The organism is Stenotrophomonas sp. (genome assembly GCF_032099025.1).
GTDB lineage: Bacteria > Pseudomonadota > Gammaproteobacteria > Xanthomonadales > Xanthomonadaceae > Stenotrophomonas.
Genome location: NZ_DAMCID010000011.1, coordinates 85,917 through 98,850 on the forward strand (window position 1 = coordinate 85,917; position 12,934 = coordinate 98,850).

The following is a 12,934-nucleotide window of genomic DNA, read 5'->3' on the forward strand; positions in this document are numbered from 1 at the left end:
AGCGACCGCAAACCCGCCTGCCGTTACCCCTTGGCCACCTTGAACGCTTCGCGTGCGGCTTCAAGGGTCGCGTCGATCACGCTGTCGTCGTGTGCGTTGGACAGGAAGCCGGCCTCGTACGCGGACGGCGCCAGGAACACGCCGCGCTCCAGCATCGCGTGGAAGAAGCGGTTGAACGCGGTGGTGTCGCAGGCGATGGCCTGCGCGTAGGTGTCCACCTTCTGGTCGGTGAAGAACAGCCCGAACATCGCGCCGACCTGGTTGGTGGTCACCGCCACGCCCGCCTCGGCGGCAGCGGCTTCCAGCCCGGCGCACAGGCGCGCGGCGGCGGCCGACAGCCGGTCGTGGAACCCCGGTTCCTGCACCAGTTCCAGCATCGCCAGGCCCGCGGCCATCGCCACGGGGTTGCCGCTGAGCGTGCCGGCCTGGTAGATCGGGCCGGCCGGGGAGATCTGCGCCATCAGATCGCGGCGCCCGCCATAGGCACCCACCGGCATGCCGCCGCCGATGATCTTGCCGAAGGTGGTCAGGTCCGGGGTGATGCCGTAGTGGGCCTGCGCACCGCCCAGGGCAACGCGGAAGCCGGTCATCACTTCATCGAAGATCAGCAGCGTGCCGTGCTGGGTGCACAGCGCGCGCAGGTGCTGCAGGTAGCCCTCGCGCGGCGGAATGCAGTTGGCGTTGCCCACCACCGGCTCGATGATCAGGCCGGCAATGTCCGCGCCCTGTTCGGCGAACAGCGCGGTGGCCGCGTCGAAGTCGTTGTAGGGCAGGGTCAGGGTGAGCTCGCTCAGGCCGACCGGTACGCCCGGCGAGGTGGGCACGCCCAGGGTCAGCATGCCGCTGCCGGCCTTGACCAGGAACGAATCGCCGTGGCCGTGGTAGCAGCCCTCGAACTTGACGATGCGGCTGCGGCCGGTGGCGCCGCGCGCGAGCCGGATGGCCGACAGGGTGGCCTCGGTGCCGGAGTTCACCATGCGCACCATCTCGCACGACGGGACCAGCCGGGTGAGGGTCTCGGCCATGGTCACTTCGGCCGCGCACGGCGCACCGAACGACAGCCCGTTGTTGATCGCATGCTTGACCGCCTGGCGCACGGTCGGGTGGTTGTGGCCGACGATCATCGGGCCCCAGGAGCCGACGTAGTCGATGTAGCGGTTGCCGTCGACGTCATACAGGTACGCACCGTCGGCGCGCTCGACGAAGAAGGGCTCGCCGCCCACCGACTTGAACGCGCGCACCGGCGAATTGACGCCGCCGGGCAGCAGCGCCTGGGCGCGGGTGAACAGGGCGTGGGACTGGTCGTGGTTCATGCGGAAGGATCCTGGAAACAAGCGAGATAGGCGCGCTGGGCGGCGAGCGGGTCGGCAGCGGCGAAGACGCCGCTGACCACGGCCACCAGATCGGCGCCAGCGGCGATGATCGGGCCTGCATTGTCCGGCGTCAGGCCACCGATCGCCACCCGCGGTACGCCCAGTGCGGCGCTGTGCCGCAGCAGGTCCGGCGTGGCACGGCTGCGGGTGACCTTGGTGGTGGTGGGGAAGAAGGCGCCGAACGCCACATAGCTGGCTCCGGCGGCGATGGCCCGCTCGGCGTTGGCCAGCTGGTCATAGCAGGACGCACCGATGATGGCGGTCGGGCCGAGCAGGGCACGCGCGTCGCCGATGTCGCCATCGGTTCCGCCCAGATGCACGCCGGCAGCGCCGACGGCCTGGGCCAGCACGGCATCGTCGTTGATGATCAACGGCACGCCATGCCCGGCGCACAGCGCCTGCAGGGCGATGGCCTGCTCGCGGCGCAGGTCGGCGTCGGCGGTCTTGTTGCGGTACTGCAGCCACGTCGTTCCGGCCAGCAGCGGGGCCACGCGGGCCAGCAGGCGGGCGGTGTCCGCGTCGTCGGGGGTGAGCAGGTACAGGCCGCGCGGGCGGGCGGCGGGGGAAGCGGGGGCATTCATGGATGGCTACCGGTAGGGCGGCGGGAGTGGGACAATGACCATTCACCGTACTGTCCAGCCGCTGATTATCCGATGACCGACGCCACCGCCACCACCTTCCGCACCTGGATGTGCGTTGTCTGCGGCTTCATCTACCACGAGGTGGATGGCTTGCCCGAAGAGGGCATCGCGCCGGGCACCCGCTGGGAAGACGTCCCGGAGACCTGGACCTGCCCGGACTGCGGCGTGACCAAGGACGATTTCGAGATGGTCGAGATCTGAAGCGCCGCCGGCGATCCCCGCTCAATGCAGACGCGGCAGGCGCCCGCCCAGTTCCACCAGTTTTTCGCGTACCCACTGCGCGTCGGTGGCCTGCCCATTGCGCTGCAGGTACAGGCGCAGGTCGCGGTGCGCGCCGGCCTGGTAGTCCAGTTGCAGGTAGGCCAGGCCGCGGTCACGCAGGGCGTCGTCCTGTTCGGGGGCGAGCTTGAGCAGGCGGTCGGCGCTGCGTGCGGCGCGGTCCCATTCGCCGCGCTCCACGTACACGCCGTGCAGGTTGCGCAGCATCCGCATCAGGATCGCGCGGGCCGGGGCGGCATCCAGGATCTGTGCCAGCACCTGGTCGTCAGGCACCTCGCCACCCAGGTGCGAACGCGCACGCTCGCGCAGTTCCTCCACGTCCAGCGGGCGCCCGCCGTTGAACGGGTCCATCACCAGCATCCCGTCGTCGACCGGCAGCCGCACCAGGAAATGGCCGGGGAATGACACACCGTCCAGCGGAATGCCCAGCCGCCGGGCCACTTCCATCTGCACCATCGCCAGCGAGATCGGGTTGCCCAGGCGGCGCTCGAAGACCTGGTTGAGGTAGCTGTTGCGCGGGTCGTAGTACTCGCCGTGGTCGCCGCCGTAGCCCAGTTCGTCGAACAGGTGGCGGTTGACGGCGGCAATCTTCAGCGGCCAGGGCTCGATCGTGTCCACCTCCGTGCGGAGGTGGTCGGCATGGCTCTGGACCAGCGCGTCATACACCTGCGGGTCCAGGTCGGGGTACTCGTCCTGCGCGATCAGCAGCGCGGTCGGCAACAGCGGCAGCGCCTCGTCGTCCAGTTCGGCCAGGGAGTCCCACGCCGGCAATGTCATTCGCGCCTGCATGGGCACAGACTGGCGACAAATGCGCCGCGATTCAAGCGTCGTCGTGTGAAGCCGGCTCAGGGCCGATCGGCGATCCCCGGGCCGAAGGTGACAACGGCGCCGTCCTGCAGGCCCAGCTTCTCGGCCTGCCCGGCATTGAGCTCCAGCACGTACCGCGCCGGGCCACTGCTGGGGTAGGGCGGGCAGCGATCGCCGGCCGAGCACGGCGGCACGTCGCGCTGCTGGCTGACCAGGCGGCGCTGGTCGTCGAAATACAGGATGTCCAGCGCGATCTTGGTGTTCTTCATCCAGTACGCCTGCAGTTCCTGGCGGTCGTGCAGGAACAGCATGCCGTGGTCGGCCGGCATCTCGTCGCGGAACATCAGCCCGCGCGCGCGGGTTTCGTCATTGGTGGCCAGTTCGACCTGGTAGCGGGCACCGCCCAGTTCCACCCAATGGCTGGCGCCGGCACTGGCGCAGCCGGACAGGGTGAGCAGCAACAGCAGCGGCAGCAGCAGACGCATGAAGGGCATACGTAATCCTCGCGGTTGGGCCGGCACGGGCGTGCCGGCCAGGGCAATCAGAACACCTGGGGCGGTTCGCCGCCCACAATCACCACATCGGCCGGGCGCCGCGCGAACAGGCCCACGCAGACCACGCCGGGCAGCTGGTTGAGCTCACGCTCCAGCGCGACCGGATCGGTGATCTGCAGGTGGTGGATATCCAGGATGGCGTTGCCGTTGTCGGTCACCACGCCTTCGCGCCAGGCCGGCTGGCCGCCGGTCATGTCCATGATGCGGCGGGCGACCAAGCTGCGTGCCATCGGAATGACTTCCACCGGCAGCGGGAAGCGGCCCAGCACCGGCACGCGCTTGCTCGGGTCGATGATGCACACGAAGCGCTCGCTGGCCTCGGCGATGATCTTCTCGCGGGTGAGCGCGGCGCCGCCGCCCTTGATCAGGCACTTGTTGCCGTCGCACTCATCAGCACCGTCCACATACAGCGACAGGTTGCCGGTGTGGTTCAGTTCAAGCACCTCGATGCCGTGCTGCTTCAGCCGCGCGGTGCTCTGTTCCGAGCTGGACACGGCGCCCTTGATGCGGTGCTGGATGCGGGCCAAGCCGTCGATGAAGTAGGCCACGGTGGACCCGGTGCCGACGCCGACGATCATGCCGTCTTCAACGTATTCCAGGGCTTTTTCTGCGGCCAGGCGCTTGGCTTCGGACATGGCGGGACACTCTCTATGGCAATGGTGAAGAGAAAGGGGTCAGTGCTTTTCCAGCGACAGCAGCAGCTTCCACTGCGCCGCGGTCACCGGCAGGATCGACAGCCGGTTGCCGCGCGCGATCAAGGGGAAGCCCTCGCCCAGCGCGTCGGCATGCAGCTTGATTTCGTCCAGCGAAATGGTGTGGCGCAGCTTGCGCTCGAAGGCCACGTCCACCAGCAGCCAGCGCGGCGTTTCGCGGGTGGCCTTGGGGTCGTGGTAGTCGGAGGTGGGGTCGAACTGGGTTTCGTCCGGATAGGCCTCGGTGGCTACCGTGGCCACGCCGACGATGCCCGGCACCTTGGTGTTGGAGTGGTAGAACAACACGCCGTCGCCGACCTTCATGCCGTCGCGCATGAAGTTGCGCGCCTGGTAGTTGCGCACGCCGTTCCAGGGCTCCTGGCCTACGCGCTTCAGGTCATCGATGGAAAAGGCGTCCGGTTCGGACTTCATCAGCCAGTAACGCTTGCGTGCGGTCATGCGGGATCTGTCGTGGTGGGTACCGGCCGTGGGCCGGTACGCGGAAACTGGGTGAACGTCTCGGTGCAGATCGCATCCACACCCACGTCCCACGGTTGCACCGGCAGGTCGTCGACCTGCTGCAGTGCGAAGCCGGCCCCCACCAGCCACGGTGGCGCCGGGCGCTGGTGGCGGAAGGCGAAGCTGCGATCATACCAGCCGCCTCCCATGCCCAGCCGCCGGCACTGCGCGTCGAAGCCCACCAGCGGTGCCACCACCAGCGCCATCTGCTCGGGCGACAGGGTGTCGTCCAGCGCAAGGTCGGGTTCGGGAATGCCGAAGCGGTTGGCGGTCAGCGGCTGGCCCGGGCGCCACGGCGCAAAGCGCAGCGTGTCGCCGGCCAGCACGGGCAGGCAGTAGGTGGCGGTGTCGGGCAGGCGCATCTGCCAGCGGTGCAGGGCGATCTCGCCATCCAGCGCCCAATACCCGGCCACGTGGCCGTGCGATGGCGCGAATGGCAGTGCAAGCAGTGCATCGGCGAGCTGTTCGGCGGCGGCCAGGCGCTGCGCGGCGGGAATGTCTCGGCGGCGTTGGCGCAGCTGCTGTCGCAGTGCGGAGCGCGGGTCGGTCATGCCTGGGTCCGTTGGGGCCGGATAAAACAAGAGCGACGTCCCGATGGAACGTCGCTCTTGCAGGAATACTGCATTCTCCGCGGTGACGATGCGTGCGAAACGACCTTGAACCCGGGGTTCAAGTGGGTACGCTGGGCCTCCATTGGGCTTCCCGCTACAAGGCGGACTTGCACTCCCGGCGACGTCGCGCACCCGTGGTCGTAATTAAGGGACAAGGCGAATGTTTGCACACGCCGTCGTTCACAGCAGAGAACGCACGGCCATTATAGCCAACCGAGTCCCGAGCGATAGGCCGTTCGTCGGTCGGATTGCAGGTGAATTCAGATCAATGAAGACTGCGTATGCAGTGCCGGCGCGTCACGCGCCATCAATGGCACGATCCAGCCGCCGGTTCAGGTCGGTCAGCGTCTGCTGCAGGGCCACCGCCTGGCGCGCGTGTTCATCGCGCAGCTGCTGCAGTTCGTGTGCCAGGTTCAGCGCGGCCAGCACGGCCACGCGGTCCACGGCCGCCATGCGGTTGTTTCCGCGGATCTCGCGCATCTTGGCGTCGAGCAGGCGGGCGGCGGCGGTCAGGCTTTCGCGTTCCTCGGCGCCTACGCCCACGGTGTACTCACGATCCAGGATACGGACACTGACCGGTTCGGTCTGGCTCATGTGTGCTGCTCCAGGGATTTGAGCCGGGTGATCATCGCTTCCACCCGGGAGCGGGCCTGTTCGTTCTTGGCCAGCAGCTGTGAGCGCTCGGCGACCAGCTGCTCCTGCTGATGGCGCAGGCTGCGGTTCTCCTCGGCCAGGCGCTGGTTCCGGTCCAGCAACGCCTCCACCCGGGCGGCGAAGGCCTGCAATTGGGTAATGGCGTCGAGGGGTTCCATGTCCGGCACGATAGGCAAGGGCGGTGGAGGCGGTCAAGCGAATAATAAGCAGGGGCGTCCGCCATCCGGCTGCCACCAGCGGATTGGTACACTGTGACGCTGCCAACCCGGGGTCGCCGGCTGCGCTGGCGCCCCACCTGATCGAGCCCAAGATGACCGAACTTCCCAGTGTTGACGACGTAAACCAGGCCAGCCAGGCATCGGGCCTGGGCGCCAATGCCGCTGAGCTCCACGGCGGCCTGTGCGGCTGGCTGTCCGCCGGCGGCGCGCCGGTGCGTGAATGGCCGGCACGGGTGCTGGCCGATGACAACCTGCCCACGCCCGTCGAAGGCGATGCGCTGGACCGCCTGCTGCATGCCAGCGTGGCACAGCTGGAAGACCGCGACTTCGCCTTCGAACTCCTGCTGACCGATGCCGGCGATACCGCTGCGCAGGCCGATGCGCTGTTCACCTGGGCGCGCGCGTTCCTGGGCGGTTTCGGCCTGGGCGCGGGTCAGCAGCGTCCGACGCTGTCCGAGGAAGGCGACGAAGCCCTGAACGACCTGGCCAAGCTGGCCCAGGCGTCGAGCGAGGACTTCGAAAGCGGCAACGATGACGACGAGGATGCGCTGGCCGAGATCGAGGAGTTCATCCGCGTGGCCGTGCTGATCCTGCACGGTGACGGCGTGATGGCGGCGCGTCATCGTCAACGCCTGAATTGAAATGGATATCCAGCCGCTGACCGGCATTTCGGCTGCCGAGTACGCGCGTCGTCGCCAGCAGTTGATGGAGATGGCCGGCGATGACGCCATCCTGGTGCTGCCGGCCGCCTCCGAGCGTGTGCGCAGCCTGGATACGCACTATCCGTTCCGCCAGGACTCGGACTTCTGGTACCTGAGCGGCTTTCCGGAGCCGGATGCGGTGCTGGTGCTGATCCCGGGCCGCCGGCATGGCGAGGTGATCCTGTTCTGCCGCGAGCGCGATGCCGACCGCGAAGCCTGGGACGGTGCGCGCGCGGGCCAGGAAGGGGCGGTGGCGCGGTACGGAATGGATGATGCCTACCCGATCGACGACCTGGACGACATCCTGCCCGGGCTGCTGGAAGGCCGGTCGCGGGTGTACTACCACTTCGGTCGTGACGCGGACTTCGACCTCAAGCTGATTGGCTGGGTCAACCGGGTGCGCGCGCAGGTTCGCCATGGGGCGCAGCCACCGCATGAGTTCCTGGAGCTGGGCCACCTGCTGCACGAGCAGCGGCTGTTCAAGTCCGAGGCGGAAATCGCGTTGATGCAGCGTGCGGCGGACATCACCGTGCAGGCGCACCGCGTGGCGATGCGGGTGGCGCGGCCGGGTATCCACGAATACGAGCTGCAGGCCGACCTGGAGCGCGAATTCCGCGCCAACGATGCGTGGGCCGCGTACGGCAGCATTGTCGGCTCGGGCGCCAACGGCTGCATCCTGCATTACCGCGACAACAACGCACGCAGCCGTGATGGCGACCTGGTGCTGATCGACGCCGGTGCGGAATACCGCGGTTACGCCAGCGACATCACCCGCACGTTCCCGGTCAACGGCCGCTTCACCGCCGAGCAGCGCATCCTGCACGATCTGGTTGGCGCGGCGCAGGCGGCCGCGCTGGCGCAGGCGCGCCCGGGCGTACCGTACGAGGCCGGGCACCTGGCAGCGGTGCAGACGCTTACCGAAGGGCTGCTGCAGCTGGGCCTGCTCAAGGGCAGCCTGGAGGAAAACATCGCCGAGGCGCATTACCAGCGCTTCTACCGGCACAAAACCGGCCATTGGCTGGGCCTGGACGTGCACGACGTAGGCGACTACCGCTTGGCCGGCGACTCGCGCCTGCTGGAGCCGGGCATGGTGTTCACCATTGAACCGGGCCTGTACATCAGCGCCGACGACCGCAGCGTGGAAGCGCGTTGGCGCGGCATCGGCATCCGCACCGAAGACGACGTGGTGATCACCGACAGCGGCCACCACGTGCTGACGGCTGCGCTGGCACGAAGTGCCGACGAAATCGAAGAAGACATGGCGAGCCGCTGAGCGCCGTGCCGGCCGCTGGCCGGCTCCACGCAATGTTCGATTCCATGGCGTAGTGCCGGCCGCTGGCCGGCTCCACGCAATGTTCGATTCCATGGCGTAGTGCCGGCCGCTGGCCGGCTCCACGCAATGTTCGATCCCGTAGCGTAGTGCCGGCCGCTGGCCGGCTCCACGCAATGTTCGATTCCATGAAGAGCCGGCCAGCGGCCGGCACTACCGCGGCATGTTCGATTCCATGGGGAGCCGGCCAGCGGCCGGCACTACGGGGGTCATCTGGCAAATTCCGGGCGGGTCAGGTTGTCGGCGTCGCCGTCGGTGCACAGCACTTCGTCTTCGATGCGGATGCCGCCGTAGGGGCGGAAGAAGTCCACGCGGCTCCAGTCGATGCTCTCGGCCTGGCCACGCTGCTTCACTTCGTCCAGCAGCATGTCGATGAAGTAGAGGCCCGGCTCGATGGTGACCACCATGCCCGGCTCCAGCACGCGGGTCAGGCGCAGGTAGGGGTGGCCCTGCGGGCGCTCGACCCGGCCGCCGCGGTCGCTGGCGGCGAAGCCGGCCACGTCGTGCACCTGCAGGCCGATCAGATGGCCCAGGCCGTGCGGGAAGAACGCCGCGCTGACGCCGGTGGCCACTGCGGCCTCGGGCGAAACCCTGAGCACGCCGACGTCCTTCAGGATGCCCATCAGCGACAGGTGCGCGTCGACGTGCAGCTGCTTGTAGTCCACGCCCGCGCGCACGCCTGCGCCCATCTGCTGCTGGGCGGCATCCACCGCGTCGATCATCGCCTGGAATTCGTCATGTCCGGCGGCGGCATAGGTACGCGTGATGTCGCTGGCATAGCCCAGCGCGCTGGCGCCCGCATCGATCAGGAAGCTGCGCAGCGGCTGCGGCGCCGTGCGGCCCAGGTCGGTGTAGTGCAGCACGGCCGCGTGTTCGTTGAGCCCGATGATGTTGCCGTACGGCAGCTCATTGGCATCCTGGCCGACCGCGCTGCAGTAGGCCATGTGGATCTCGAACTCACTGGCCCCGGCGCGGAACGCCGCTTCGGCCGCACGGTGGCCGCGCACGCCCAGGCGCTGGGCCTGGCGCATCAGCGCGATCTCGTATGGCGTCTTGTACGCGCGGTGCCAATCCAGGTAATGCAGGACCGGCTCGGGATTGTTGGGGATGAACGCGCCCAGCGCGCTCTGCGGCTCACCCAGGATCGCGCACCGCGCAGCGTCGGCCGGCAGCAGTGCCAGCGCCTGGTCCGGCGTGCGGATGATCTCGATGTCGACGTGCTCCACCCACCAGCCATTGGGCGCGTCGGGCACCACGTGCCAGTAGTCGAACGGCTGGTGGAAGATCACCTTCGGGCGCTGGCCCGGGGTGTATACCAGCCAGCTGTTGGGCACCTTGGTCAGCGGCAGCCAGGCCTTGAAGTTGGGATTCACCGCGTACGGGTAATCGCGGTCGTCGAAGGCCTGGTAGTGCAGGGTGCCGCTCGGAATGACCAGGTGGTCGAATCCGCCGCGCGCCAGCGCCTCGTCGGCGCGCTGGCAGAGCACGCTGAGATGGTGGGAATACAGGGCGGCGAGGTCGGGCTGGTTCATCGCGTGGACTCGTTCAACGGTGCGGATTGCAGCCCCTGATTCTGCCGCAATCGGCCCGCGCGCGCTGTGCCGGAACCGGCACTCAGACCGCCGATGATTCCTGCGCGATCCAGCTCCGCAGCTGTTCACGGTGCTCGCGCGCCAAGGTCAGGAAGCGGAAGCCCACCCAGGCCTGGCCCGGCGCGTGGGTCTGCTCGCACCACAGCAGGTGGGCACCCACGTCCAGCAGCAGTGGCTGACCTTGTGGCCCAGGAATGGCGAAGCGCAGCTGGTACAGCGCGTCCTCGTTCATCGGTACCGAGGCCAGCATCAACATGCCGGTCTCGGACACGTTGCCCAGCCGGCCAACCACCGCCTCGGCCATCATGTCGGTGACCGGCACCAGTTCGGCGACCTGGCGACGTGGAGCGCGGCGGGTATCGGTGCTCATGGTGCGGCCTCCGCAGGGGTGCTGTTGCCCGCCAGTGATCGCAGGGTGCGCAGCGTGGCCTGCCAGGCGCGGTCGATCAGGCGGCTCTTGTCTTCACTGACGAGGCGCACCTGGCCGTGGGCCATGAGCCGCGCCAGCGCGTCCAGCGAATGCTCGCCGACCTTCTGCCCGCGCGGATTGACGAACAGCGCGTTGTCGGTGATCAGGCTGTACCAGGACAGGCGCTGGCGGCGCAGGTCGCCCTGCTGGTTGGTGGTGAATTCAAACCAGGTCCCGAACGGCAGGGTGCGCAGCTGGCGGTAGCAGTCTTCCTCGGCCGGCGTACGGGCCAGAGGCGCGACGCGACGGGTCTCGCCACCCTCGCTCTGTTCGCCCAGCCGGGTCCGCGCGCGGATGCGTGCGGTCAGCTCGGTGCGCGAACTGCTGTCGTCCTCCCCGCCCGGGGTGGACAGCCGGCGCGAGATCGCCGCGGCTTCGTCCTGGTGATACCCCACCTGCAGCAGCGCCGCTTCGACCTGCTGGCCGAGTTCGGCATCGCTGTCGGCGCTGCCGGGCGGCTGGCAGGTGACGTCGGCGATGCGCGCGGTCTCCTGTTCGCGCAGGTGCCACTGCTCCGAGCCCTCGCCGTTGCGCAGCAGGGTCAGGGTCAGCACGTCCGACCAGGCCTGCTTCAGCAGCGACTGCACGAAACGCGGCGGCGCGGTCTGCGCGCACAGCTGTTCAATGCTGGCGCCGGCCTGCTGCTTGGCGGATTCCAGCCGTTCCTTGCCGCGCGCGGCTTCCACGTGCCGGCGCTCGGCCAGCTCGGCCTTGTGTGCCAAGGCGCGGAAGTGGTGTTGGATCTCATCGTTGGCCGCTTCGAAGACCGCAGCGTCGCCCTCGTAGTCGCTGACCACCTTGTCGACGGCCCGGTCCAGCTTCTGCACCAGCTGCGGGTCGACGTCGTCCTCACCCAGCCAGTTGGCGCCGGCCTCGGCGACTGCATTGAGCAGCTCGCGTGCGGGGTGCTGGTCGCGGACGAAGAACGCCGGGTCCGACAACGCCGCGCGGGCGACCGGCACCTGCAGGCGCGTGAGCAGGTCGACGGCGGCCGCATCGGGCCGCACCTCGCGCTGGATCTGCCCGTACAGCATGTCGAGCAGGTCGAAGGTGTCGTTGTCCTTCACCGTCAGCGTCGCCTGCGGGCCGTGGTCGGCACGCATCTGGGCGAGCAGCGCGTTGTGCAGGTCGGCCATGCTGCGGCGGACGGTGCCGGCGCTGGCCGACTGCGCCTGCAGCTTGGCCAGGGTGGCATGCAGGGTGGTGCTGGAGATCGCCACCGGGGCCGGCTGTTCCGCCGCCGCAGGCGTCGCGGACGGCGCGCTGTCCGTCCCGGTGCCGTGCTGCGCTGTCGCGGACGTGCCGCCGGACGCAACCGGTGCCGTGCCGGACGCGGCTGCTCCCGGGGCGCCACCGGTTGTCTGGAGGGGCGCAAGGGCATTGGCGGCGCCTGCGTTGCCTGCGCCGCCCGTGCCGGCCTGGGCATGGCGTGCAGCGTCGAGCAGCTGGTGCAGCGCCGACAGCGCCGGCGCGTTCATGTCCGGGGTGGCACCCGTGTGCGCCGGCGCGGTGTCCGCGGCCGCGCCGCTCCCGACCGTGGCACCGCCCGATGCGGACGCAGGCGAGGAGGGCGGCGCACCCATCGCCTCGCTGGTCATCGCCGCCCAGTTGCCGGCGCTGGCCGAACCACTCCAGCCCGTGAGCGGTCGGCCGCCGGTGCCCGGCTCGCGGGCAGGGCTGGTCGTACTGGCCCGATCGGCGCCCGGGCCGGTGACGATCCGTCGGGTCGTGGCCGAGCGTGCCAGGTAGGGGGTGTAGACCAGGCCGGGCAGGATGCCTTCATGCGCCAGCAGGATGTTGGCGCGTTCCAGCAGTTCGCTCAGCCGCTCGATCAACTGGCGGTCGAACACCCGGTACAGGGCCAGCTGGGCTTCCAGGCCGAGTCCGAACTGTTCACCCAGTTCGCGGGTGATGCGGCACATCACAACGGGCCCGAACGGCAGGTCCTCGACATCGAACTCGGGGCCCGCAGCGAGTACCCCGAAACGCTGGCCGAGCAGCTGCAGCGCGCTTGCGGAGCGTTGGGCCTCGCGGCGGGTGATGTCGGCCAGCACGATGTCGCGGTCGATGTCGGTATCGGTCACCAGGGTCAGCGTGGTCGCCAGCACCGGTGCGTTGGCGACCGGCAGGTGGCTCACGCGCGGTTCGCGCAGTCCGGCCAGGGCGGCGGCCAGTGCGTCCAGGAAGCGCACGGCAAACTGCGCGTTGACCTCCTGCAGGCGCCGGGTCTGGGCGAGGATATCGGCCTGGATCTGGCTGTTGCGCGCGCGCTCGGCGTCGCGGAACAGCTCGCGTTCGAGCTCGACAATGGTCAGCTTGAGCGGGTTGCCCAGGGTCTGCGCGGCCAATGCATGCAGCGTGGCCAGCAGGCGGCGCACGCGCGGCGGTGCGTTGACGCCGGCGAAGCGGGCCATGTCGGGCGGTGTTGAAGGTGCGGACGCAGACATCCGTTGTAGTTCCGGCTCCCCTGAGACCCCGGAATCTACCGTTTTCA

15 protein-coding genes and 1 other RNA gene are annotated in these 12,934 nt (G+C 68.9%); 3 read left to right on the forward strand and 13 right to left on the reverse strand.

The window, feature by feature from the left end; translation table 11 throughout:
- Positions 1 to 23: 23 nt before the first annotated feature.
- Complete coding sequence (hemL, locus tag RT456_RS09880; RefSeq protein ID WP_313345815.1) at positions 24 to 1,313, reverse strand: glutamate-1-semialdehyde 2,1-aminomutase; 1,290 nt, start codon at positions 1,311 to 1,313, stop codon at positions 24 to 26.
- Entirely contained in the window at positions 1,310 to 1,954 is a 645-nt protein-coding gene (gene thiE / locus RT456_RS09885) for a thiamine phosphate synthase (protein ID WP_313345818.1), read from the reverse strand. The genes hemL and thiE overlap by 4 nt, the downstream gene beginning before the upstream one ends.
- A gap of 72 nt (positions 1,955 to 2,026) precedes the next feature.
- Between thiE and RT456_RS09890 the strand changes: the two genes are divergently transcribed.
- The gene (locus RT456_RS09890) at positions 2,027 to 2,215 is read left to right on the forward strand and encodes a rubredoxin (RefSeq protein ID WP_313345821.1); all 189 of its coding nucleotides are present in this window, start codon (positions 2,027 to 2,029) and stop codon (positions 2,213 to 2,215) included.
- Positions 2,216 to 2,236: 21 nt separating this feature from the next.
- Here RT456_RS09890 and RT456_RS09895 read toward each other — a convergent pair whose 3' ends face one another.
- The 8 genes from RT456_RS09895 to RT456_RS09930 all read right to left on the reverse strand — a co-directional run bounded on the left by RT456_RS09895 (position 2,237) and on the right by RT456_RS09930 (position 6,288).
- Positions 2,237 to 3,082, reverse strand: coding sequence for a SirB1 family protein (locus RT456_RS09895; RefSeq protein WP_313345824.1), 846 nt, complete (start codon positions 3,080 to 3,082; stop codon positions 2,237 to 2,239).
- Positions 3,083 to 3,138: 56 nt separating this feature from the next.
- Entirely contained in the window at positions 3,139 to 3,594 is a 456-nt protein-coding gene (locus RT456_RS09900; protein WP_313345826.1) for a DUF192 domain-containing protein, read from the reverse strand.
- Between the two features lie 47 nt (positions 3,595 to 3,641).
- Positions 3,642 to 4,289 carry a ribose-5-phosphate isomerase RpiA gene (gene rpiA, locus RT456_RS09905; RefSeq protein ID WP_313345829.1) on the reverse strand — a complete coding sequence of 216 codons (648 nt, stop codon included), beginning with the start codon at positions 4,287 to 4,289 and terminating at the stop codon, positions 3,642 to 3,644.
- A 39-nt stretch (positions 4,290 to 4,328) separates the two neighbouring features.
- Positions 4,329 to 4,805: an EVE domain-containing protein gene (locus RT456_RS09910; protein WP_313345832.1), complete on the reverse strand. Its 477-nt coding sequence runs from the start codon at positions 4,803 to 4,805 to the stop codon at positions 4,329 to 4,331.
- Positions 4,802 to 5,416 carry a 5-formyltetrahydrofolate cyclo-ligase gene (locus RT456_RS09915; protein ID WP_313345835.1) on the reverse strand — a complete coding sequence of 205 codons (615 nt, stop codon included), beginning with the start codon at positions 5,414 to 5,416 and terminating at the stop codon, positions 4,802 to 4,804. The genes RT456_RS09910 and RT456_RS09915 overlap by 4 nt, the downstream gene beginning before the upstream one ends.
- A gap of 70 nt (positions 5,417 to 5,486) precedes the next feature.
- Positions 5,487 to 5,671: non-coding RNA, 6S RNA (gene ssrS / locus RT456_RS09920), on the reverse strand.
- Positions 5,672 to 5,773: 102 nt separating this feature from the next.
- Positions 5,774 to 6,070 carry a cell division protein ZapA gene (locus RT456_RS09925; RefSeq protein ID WP_313345838.1) on the reverse strand — a complete coding sequence of 99 codons (297 nt, stop codon included), beginning with the start codon at positions 6,068 to 6,070 and terminating at the stop codon, positions 5,774 to 5,776.
- Positions 6,067 to 6,288, reverse strand: coding sequence for a TIGR02449 family protein (locus RT456_RS09930; RefSeq protein WP_313345841.1), 222 nt, complete (start codon positions 6,286 to 6,288; stop codon positions 6,067 to 6,069). Before RT456_RS09930 ends, RT456_RS09925 begins: the two co-directional genes overlap by 4 nt.
- Positions 6,289 to 6,440: 152 nt before the next feature.
- On the opposite strand from RT456_RS09930, the gene RT456_RS09935 reads away from it, so the two are divergent.
- Positions 6,441 to 6,989 carry a UPF0149 family protein gene (locus RT456_RS09935; protein WP_313345843.1) on the forward strand — a complete coding sequence of 183 codons (549 nt, stop codon included), beginning with the start codon at positions 6,441 to 6,443 and terminating at the stop codon, positions 6,987 to 6,989.
- A 7-nt stretch (positions 6,990 to 6,996) separates the two neighbouring features.
- Positions 6,997 to 8,322: an aminopeptidase P N-terminal domain-containing protein gene (locus RT456_RS09940; protein WP_313345964.1), complete on the forward strand. Its 1,326-nt coding sequence runs from the start codon at positions 6,997 to 6,999 to the stop codon at positions 8,320 to 8,322.
- Positions 8,323 to 8,588: 266 nt separating this feature from the next.
- Here the strand turns inward: RT456_RS09940 and pepQ are convergent, their stop codons facing one another.
- The 3 genes from pepQ to RT456_RS09955 form a co-directional block, all read right to left on the reverse strand.
- Positions 8,589 to 9,911 (reverse strand): Xaa-Pro dipeptidase, encoded by a 1,323-nt coding sequence (gene pepQ, locus RT456_RS09945; protein ID WP_313345846.1) that lies wholly within the window; start codon positions 9,909 to 9,911, stop codon positions 8,589 to 8,591.
- Positions 9,912 to 9,993: 82 nt separating this feature from the next.
- Complete coding sequence (locus RT456_RS09950) at positions 9,994 to 10,341, reverse strand: PilZ domain-containing protein (RefSeq protein WP_313345849.1); 348 nt, start codon at positions 10,339 to 10,341, stop codon at positions 9,994 to 9,996.
- Entirely contained in the window at positions 10,338 to 12,854 is a 2,517-nt protein-coding gene (locus RT456_RS09955; protein ID WP_313345966.1) for a DUF1631 family protein, read from the reverse strand. Before RT456_RS09955 ends, RT456_RS09950 begins: the two co-directional genes overlap by 4 nt.
- Between the last annotated feature and the right edge of the window lie 80 nt (positions 12,855 to 12,934).

Excerpts from the sequence above, each read along its gene's own strand:
- hemL (WP_313345815.1), bottom strand. The coding sequence starts at position 1,313 with ATGAACCACGACCAGTCCCACGCCCTGTTCACCCGCGCCCAGGCGCTG.
- thiE (WP_313345818.1), bottom strand. The coding sequence starts at position 1,954 with ATGAATGCCCCCGCTTCCCCCGCCGCCCGCCCGCGCGGCCTGTACCTG.
- RT456_RS09890 (WP_313345821.1), top strand. The coding sequence starts at position 2,027 with ATGACCGACGCCACCGCCACCACCTTCCGCACCTGGATGTGCGTTGTC.
- RT456_RS09895 (WP_313345824.1), bottom strand. The coding sequence starts at position 3,082 with ATGCAGGCGCGAATGACATTGCCGGCGTGGGACTCCCTGGCCGAACTG.
- RT456_RS09900 (WP_313345826.1), bottom strand. The coding sequence starts at position 3,594 with ATGCCCTTCATGCGTCTGCTGCTGCCGCTGCTGTTGCTGCTCACCCTG.
- rpiA (WP_313345829.1), bottom strand. The coding sequence starts at position 4,289 with ATGTCCGAAGCCAAGCGCCTGGCCGCAGAAAAAGCCCTGGAATACGTT.
- RT456_RS09910 (WP_313345832.1), bottom strand. The coding sequence starts at position 4,805 with ATGACCGCACGCAAGCGTTACTGGCTGATGAAGTCCGAACCGGACGCC.
- RT456_RS09915 (WP_313345835.1), bottom strand. The coding sequence starts at position 5,416 with ATGACCGACCCGCGCTCCGCACTGCGACAGCAGCTGCGCCAACGCCGC.
- RT456_RS09925 (WP_313345838.1), bottom strand. The coding sequence starts at position 6,070 with ATGAGCCAGACCGAACCGGTCAGTGTCCGTATCCTGGATCGTGAGTAC.
- RT456_RS09930 (WP_313345841.1), bottom strand. The coding sequence starts at position 6,288 with ATGGAACCCCTCGACGCCATTACCCAATTGCAGGCCTTCGCCGCCCGG.
- RT456_RS09935 (WP_313345843.1), top strand. The coding sequence starts at position 6,441 with ATGACCGAACTTCCCAGTGTTGACGACGTAAACCAGGCCAGCCAGGCA.
- pepQ (WP_313345846.1), bottom strand. The coding sequence starts at position 9,911 with ATGAACCAGCCCGACCTCGCCGCCCTGTATTCCCACCATCTCAGCGTG.
- RT456_RS09950 (WP_313345849.1), bottom strand. The coding sequence starts at position 10,341 with ATGAGCACCGATACCCGCCGCGCTCCACGTCGCCAGGTCGCCGAACTG.
- RT456_RS09955 (WP_313345966.1), bottom strand. The coding sequence starts at position 12,854 with ATGGCCCGCTTCGCCGGCGTCAACGCACCGCCGCGCGTGCGCCGCCTG.